Below are 6750 nucleotides of genomic sequence, written 5' to 3'. Positions count from 1 at the left end.
GCTATAATAGCTTCTATAGTTTCTGGAATAAGTGTAGAAGATATTAAGGAAAGTATTGTTAAGTATATTGGTGTTGGAAGAAGATTTGAAATTAAAGGTCATTATAATGATGCTTTAGTAGTTGATGATTACGCTCATCATCCAACAGAATTAAAAGCTACTTTATCAGCTGCTAAAAAACTAAAAAAATCTACTTTATGGTGTGTATTCCAACCTCACACTTACAGTAGAACAAAATCTCTTTTAAATGAATTTGGTGAAGCTTTCTATTCGGCAGATAAAGTTATAGTAACAGACATCTATGCTGCTAGAGAAGATAATCCTGGAGACATTCATTCAAAGGATTTAGTTGAAAAATTATACCACAATAATGTGGATGTAACTTATATAAGCAAATTTGAAGATATAGTTAAATACCTTGAAGAAAATATCCAACCAAACGATTTACTAATAACTGCTGGTGCAGGTCCTATTTATCAAGTTGGAGAAATGTTACTTGAAAAAAAATAATAACTAAAAAAGAGTAAGAATTTAAATATCTCTAAATTCTTACTCTTTTTTTATTTTGAAATTTTAAAAACTTCATCTTTTATATAATCGTATAAACCTGTGTGAACTTCATAATATGAACTTAAATTCTTAGCTTGTATTCTAACATAATCGTCACCCATAGTTTCAACTTTGGCTTCATAGTTGTCAGCCTTTATATTAATAACAAAGTTATATTCACTTCTTTCTTTGCTTTTCTCAGGCTGAACCTTACCAACTACTCTTTTCGCAGCCATTTTATTAGCTAGATCATCATACTTCCATTTACTTAATGTTTTCGTTTTTCCATTATACGTTATAGTTACATTATTCCATGTTTTGTGCTGTTTTACAAAATCAAAAGAAGTATAGATACTCTTATTTAGTATATTTTTCAACTCATCTTTAGACGCTATAGGTATTTTATAGTATTCTTCTTCATTAACAGTATAAATTCTGATTACATCTAAATCTGTAGAAAATTTTAAACCATCATCTGAATATCCTTCATAAATTGCCTGATAAGATTGTGGTGTTCTTATTTTACTAATATCTTCAAAAGAATACCTTAATTCTTCTAATAATTCTTGTTCCACCCTTATATCTGATACAATTCCATCAGATAAATATATTTTATCTTTATCATTTAGCTGTCTAAGTAGTGATCTACTATCTTCTTTATCTTCTACTTTAACAATATTCTCTTGTTTTTCATCCATTCCTGAGAATAAATTAAATGAAATAAAATATATTATGAAGAATCCAATAATTCCAGCTATTAAAAAAACTGACTTTTTAATTTTTCTTCTCTTAGCCATGTCTTCCCCCCAGTTAATTGATTTATATAACTATTATATAACTTTTTTCAATTAATTTTAAGGTTTATTTATTTACAACAATGTTTCTTATTACATCCTTCACAGGGTTCTACATGGACAGTTATACCTTTTACTATACTTAGTTCTTCTATAATTTTCTTTTCTAAATTAGTAGCTATATCATGTCCTTCTTTTACAGTTAAATCACCATCTACACATATTACTAAATCAACATATGCATATGCACCATGCTTTCTTGTCCTTAAAGCTCCTAAGTTTTTCACACCTGCTGTTGAACTAGCTATATTTTTAATTTCATTTTCATGTTCCTCATCTATTGAAACATCCATAAGTTCATTAATAGAACTTTTAAAAATATCGTATCCAACCTTAGAAACAAATAATGCTACTATTACAGAAGTTACTGGTTCAAAAGCCTTAAATCCTAACATAGCTCCACCTATACCTATAAAAGCTGCTACTGACGATAATGCATCTGATCTATGATGCCATGCATCTGCTTTTAATGCTGGTGAATTTATTTTTTTTGCAACTTTTATAGTTATTCTAAATTGATACTCTTTTATTAATATGGAAATAACTGATACTATTAAAGGTAGTATGGTAGGTATTTGAACTTCCCCTAAATTAAATAATGATTTCAAAGCTTCAAATCCTATTGTAAAAGATACAATTATTAATATCATTGATAATAAAAATGATACTAATGTCTCAGCTTTTTCATGCCCATAATTGTGTTCCTTATCAAAAGGCTTAGAAGATATGTAGTTTCCTATTAATACACCTACAGATGTTATGATATCAGATGCTGAGTGAAGACCATCAGCAATCATTACACTTGACTTACCAAATATACCTGCAAATATTTTAATTAAAGTTAGTAATATATTCCAAGCAATAGCGTAAAAAGTAACCTTATTTGCTTCATCATATCTTGTTTCCATAATTCTTCCTCCTATCTATGTATAATTTTACCGTAATTCCAACATTAATTATTATTTCCTAATACATCAAAAATCACCTAGAATAACGCTAGGTGATTTCTTTGTATTTCTTATTTTATATTATTACCCTTCTTTAATAGTTTGTAAAATATTTTTTATAAGTTTAATAAATACTTACTTTTTAATTTTATTTAACTATTTTTCTAGCTTTACAATCTACGAAACATAACCAGTATCCTAAAGAATTATTTCTTGTATCACAAGGTTGATATCTTGTAAATCCTGTATGTCCTTTATCTGGTTGTTCTATTTTTCTACCTGGAACAGCATAAATATAATATTGTCTCTTATTATAATCGTCATATTGTACGCCAAATAAATAGTGTCTATATTTATAAGACTGCATAACTGCATCGCTATACATAGTATAATTTAAAGTATTTACATAACCTAAATAAGGCATTGTATAACCACACATAGTCGTAGGATTTATTTCTATTTTCCACCATCTAGTATTGTCTATATAATCTGATACAAAAGGTTTTACTTCTTTAAAATATTTCAGTCCTTTCTTTATTTGTCTAGGCATTAAAAGTGTCCCCGCCGTTTTAATAGTTTCTTGCTTATTTTTAACATTGTTATTATTATTTTTATTACTAATATTTGTATACTGTTTTCCTAAAATAGATTTTGCCTTTTTAATTTTTTTCTCAATATATTCGTCTTCATTTTTTTTTCTACTAACTTTCTTTTCTTCTAATTTCTTAGGTTCCTCTATACGTTCATCTTCTTCAATCTCTATATATTCATATTCTTCTTCATTGTCATCATATATATATCCATATTCACCATCTCTTTCATCATCTGGTTCTACTTCTTCATATATAATCTCCTCATATTCATATTCATTAATTTCATCCGTATCTACATATTCTATTTCTTCATATACTTCAGTATCATCCGTATCATTTCGTTCATCATCTATATTATCTTCTTCAACTTCGATATATTCTATTTCTTCATATTCGTCATCACTACCGTCATAATAATCATCATCACTGGTATCTACATAATCCTCGTCATCTATGTCTTCAAATTCATATTGAGGTGGAAATAGTATATCCTCATAATTATCTATTTTATTTCCCTTGAATCCTATTAATGGAACTGACTTATCTTGAACAACCGCTACTCCTTTGATATCTATATCATCTTCTCCTATATCAATACTAAATTCACCTTTTCCTTGGCTATTAACATTAAATGTACCTAAATCTATGGTTTCGTAGTCACTTCTTATCGCTACTACTGAATATCCTTCACTAACATCTTTTAGATTTTCAGCATACAAAGCTATAACTGATTTATCATTAGTAACTTCTATCTTCGCAAAGGCCTTTGGTGATACCTTCTCTTTATATCGATAATTTAGGTCTTTTGCTTCTAACATGATGTAATCTCTTTTAAACTTTCTTTTGGTAGCCATCAGATTCTCACCCCTTAACATAATCTCTCAAGAAATTATATGTAATAATTTATATAAAAAGTCCTAATTTACATCCTCATTATTTAACAAATTAATTTGTTTCTTATGACTATAAACTCTATATATCTTTTTATTAAAAAATGCGCTATTGTATGTACAATAACGCATTAACTATATTTATATTATTTATTTTCATTATGAATTTTATTTACTGCATTTGCTAATAAGGCAAACTCGTCAATTGATAAAGTTTCCCCTCTTCTTTTTTCATCTATATTAGCTTCTTGTAAAGCTCTTCTTATTTCATCTTTATTTAAGAAACCAAGACCACCTAATGAATTAAGTAAAGTTTTTCTCCTTTGACCAAATGATGCTTTAACTGTTTTAAAGAATACTTCTTCATTATCCACATGATATTTTCTTTCTTCTCTAACATGAAGTCCTATGACTGTAGAATCCACATTTGGTTGTGGCATAAACATATGTCTAGGAGCTTTTGCTACTATTTCAGTTTCACAATAATATTGAACAGCGACTGATAATGCTCCATAATCTTTACTATTTGGCTGTGCATTCATTCTATCAGCAACCTCTTTTTGAACCATAACGACTATGTCAGTTACAGGTATATCTTCCTCTAAGAATTTCATTACTATTGGTGTTGTTATATAGTATGGAAGGTTAGCTATTAATTTAACTGGTCCTCCATTTAATTTTTCTTTTACTAATTCTTGAACATCAACTTTTAATATATCTTGATTTATTACTTCTATATTAGGAAAATCAGATAAAGTTTCTTCTAATATTGGTATTAAAGTTTTGTCTATTTCTATAGCAACTACCTTTTCAGCAGTTCTTCCCATCTCTTTAGTAAGTGTACCAATTCCTGGCCCTACTTCTATTACATAATCTCCTTCTTGAACTCTTGCTCCTTCAAGAATTCTATCTATTACATTTGTATCTATTAAGAAGTTTTGTCCAAGTGATTTGGAAAACTTAAAGTTATGTTTTTGAACAACTTCTTTTGTGGCTTTATGTGATGATAATCTATCCATTCTTCTCTCCTTATAAACTTTCTATAGCTTTATTAAATTCTTCTCTTGTAACTCCATAGTTATTTAATCTATTTAAAAACTGCTTTGCATTACCATATCCGATACCTAATCTCTGTCCTATTTCATCTCTTCTATATGATGCATCTTCATTTCCTATTAATCCATTAACAACTAAATCAACTTGGGAAAATTCATTTCTTTTTTCTATACTTTCACTTCTTACTTTGTTTAAAGCTTTTAAAATACTTTCTGGGGATGCATTTTCTATCCCTATATCTCCATCCTTTTTTGCTTCTTCCCTAGGTAAAAATGCATGTTTACAACCTGGAACCTCTGCTGCTATTTTTTTTCTTATTTTCTCACCTGCAAAGTCTGGATCAGTAAAAATTATAACACCTCTTCTTTTTTGAGCTGCTTTAATTCTTTCCATAACACCTTTTGGAAAACCAAATCCTCCAGTAGTTATAAGTTCACAATCTAAAGCTCTTTTTACAGCTGTAACATCATCTCTTCCTTCAACTACTATTATTTCTTTTATCATTTTATATAATCACCTTTTAATCTATTTTATTTATACTTATTTTAAATTCATCTTTATTAATCTCATATCTTTATATTTTACGTTTTTTAATAGATTTAATCAAGGTTTAATATAGGTATGTAGTCATTGCCTAAAAATAATCACGCCAAAATAATATCCATATTTTAACTATTTGCAGTATACTTTTAATACTTTCTGTACTACAATATATATTATTAGTAAAATATTTTTTAGTAGTAAAATTTTTCAAAGGAGAAATTAAATGAACTATCTAGACTTATATTTGAGGAAAAACAATTGTAAAAGATACGATGTTCATAAAAAAACAGGGGTAAGCCAACAATTGCTATCTAATCATACAAAAAGAAGCATTGAAAAGTACTCTGGCAAAGTATTAATAGCTATTGCTAATACTTTAGATAAAACACCTGGTGATGTATTAAATGAACTTCTTGCACTAGAGAGAGAAAATCCAGCATTTGAAGCTTATAATCCTGATGAATTATTATTAGGCTTAAACGAACAATGGGATTATATAGTCATTAAAGGTGCTTATGGTAAAGAAATTTACAACATAATGAAAGGTCATCTTTCTGAGACAGAAACATTAGGATTTGAATTAGGAAGTAATGGTTGCATAACAGTACTTGTTTCTGCCATAGAAACTGTAATGGATTTATTTAGTAATTCAGATAAAACTAGTAGAGAAATCGAGAAAAAGCTTAAACTTTATAAATTAAACAGTATGTCTGATGATGTTGTATTTTTAACTTTAAAACAATTAGATTACTAGTATTAAAAATCTAGTAGTAGACAACTCTAGTTAACCATCTTAATATCAATTTATTTAACTTAAATCTAGAAATCAATATTATAAAATTAATAATATTAATAATTTTTATGGGAGGGTAATTATGAATTACTTAGATGTGTATTTAAAAAAAAATAACTGCAGTAGGGCTGATGTGCATTTAAAAACAGGAGTTGATGAAAATTTACTTTTTAAACACACTAAAAAACAAGCAAAAAAATACTCTGATGAAGTTTTAATAGCAATTGCTAATACATTAAATAAATCTCCTGAAAGTGTATTAAATGAAATAAGTGCATTAGAAAAAGAAAATCCTCCATTTGAAGCATTTACTAAAGATGAACTATTAACTGGATTAAGCGAGAAATGGGATTACATCATTATAAAAGGAGATTTAATCCAACAAATCAATGAAATCATGAAAGGTCAACTTTCAGAAACAGAAATGATGGGGTTTGAATTAGGAAGTGGAGGTACTGCAACAGTAGTAGCTTCTATAATAGATGCTATAAGAGAGATTTTTAGTAATGAAAAAAAAGAAAAAAT

Annotated in this window: 8 protein-coding genes; 3 read left to right on the top strand and 5 right to left on the bottom strand. The window is 27.8% G+C overall.

The features are described 5' to 3' along the window. On the top strand, window positions 1-510 hold a 510-nt coding region (locus tag J7G74_RS09610; protein ID WP_297134629.1), incomplete at its 5' end, for a glutamate ligase domain-containing protein. Window positions 511-560: 50 nt separating this feature from the next. On the opposite strand, the gene J7G74_RS09605 is transcribed toward J7G74_RS09610, so the two are convergent. From J7G74_RS09605 to rnmV, 5 genes are all read right to left on the bottom strand, one after another. Then, a complete protein-coding gene (locus J7G74_RS09605; RefSeq protein ID WP_297134627.1) occupies window positions 561-1346 on the bottom strand; it encodes a hypothetical protein in 786 nt (261 codons plus the stop codon). A 68-nt stretch (window positions 1347-1414) separates the two neighbouring features. Continuing rightward, on the bottom strand, window positions 1415-2311 hold the full coding sequence (locus J7G74_RS09600; RefSeq protein ID WP_297134624.1) for a cation diffusion facilitator family transporter: 897 nt from the start codon (window positions 2309-2311) through the stop codon (window positions 1415-1417). Between the two features lie 187 nt (window positions 2312-2498). Then, a complete protein-coding gene (locus J7G74_RS09595) occupies window positions 2499-3797 on the bottom strand; it encodes a hypothetical protein (RefSeq protein ID WP_297134622.1) in 1299 nt (432 codons plus the stop codon). A gap of 182 nt (window positions 3798-3979) precedes the next feature. Continuing rightward, entirely contained in the window at window positions 3980-4852 is an 873-nt protein-coding gene (rsmA, locus tag J7G74_RS09590) for a 16S rRNA (adenine(1518)-N(6)/adenine(1519)-N(6))-dimethyltransferase RsmA (protein WP_297134619.1), read from the bottom strand. Between the two features lie 10 nt (window positions 4853-4862). Continuing rightward, the gene (gene rnmV / locus J7G74_RS09585) at window positions 4863-5393 is read right to left on the bottom strand and encodes a ribonuclease M5 (RefSeq protein WP_297134617.1); all 531 of its coding nucleotides are present in this window, start codon (window positions 5391-5393) and stop codon (window positions 4863-4865) included. 262 nt (window positions 5394-5655) lie between these two features. Here rnmV and J7G74_RS09580 point away from each other — a divergent pair, with 262 nt between their 5' ends. Beyond that, window positions 5656-6186, top strand: a complete 531-nt coding sequence (locus tag J7G74_RS09580) for a helix-turn-helix domain-containing protein (RefSeq protein WP_297134614.1) — start codon at window positions 5656-5658, stop codon at window positions 6184-6186. A 121-nt stretch (window positions 6187-6307) separates the two neighbouring features. Further along, a partial coding sequence (locus J7G74_RS09575; RefSeq protein WP_297134610.1) for a helix-turn-helix domain-containing protein occupies window positions 6308-6750 on the top strand: 443 nt, incomplete at its 3' end.

The sequence above is a fragment of the Terrisporobacter sp. genome, from assembly GCF_017888745.1.
Taxonomy (GTDB): domain Bacteria; phylum Bacillota; class Clostridia; order Peptostreptococcales; family Peptostreptococcaceae; genus Terrisporobacter.
Note: the sequence above shows the minus strand (reverse complement) of the source record. Positions and strands in the feature narration are given on the sequence as shown.

What these genes read in the sequence shown, in the direction of transcription:
- rsmA (WP_297134619.1), bottom strand. Translation starts at nt 4,852, where the DNA reads ATGGATAGATTATCATCACATAAAGCCACAAAAGAAGTTGTTCAAAAA.
- J7G74_RS09580 (WP_297134614.1), top strand. Translation starts at nt 5,656, where the DNA reads ATGAACTATCTAGACTTATATTTGAGGAAAAACAATTGTAAAAGATAC.
- J7G74_RS09595 (WP_297134622.1), bottom strand. Translation starts at nt 3,797, where the DNA reads ATGGCTACCAAAAGAAAGTTTAAAAGAGATTACATCATGTTAGAAGCA.
- J7G74_RS09600 (WP_297134624.1), bottom strand. Translation starts at nt 2,311, where the DNA reads ATGGAAACAAGATATGATGAAGCAAATAAGGTTACTTTTTACGCTATT.
- J7G74_RS09605 (WP_297134627.1), bottom strand. Translation starts at nt 1,346, where the DNA reads ATGGCTAAGAGAAGAAAAATTAAAAAGTCAGTTTTTTTAATAGCTGGA.
- rnmV (WP_297134617.1), bottom strand. Translation starts at nt 5,393, where the DNA reads ATGATAAAAGAAATAATAGTAGTTGAAGGAAGAGATGATGTTACAGCT.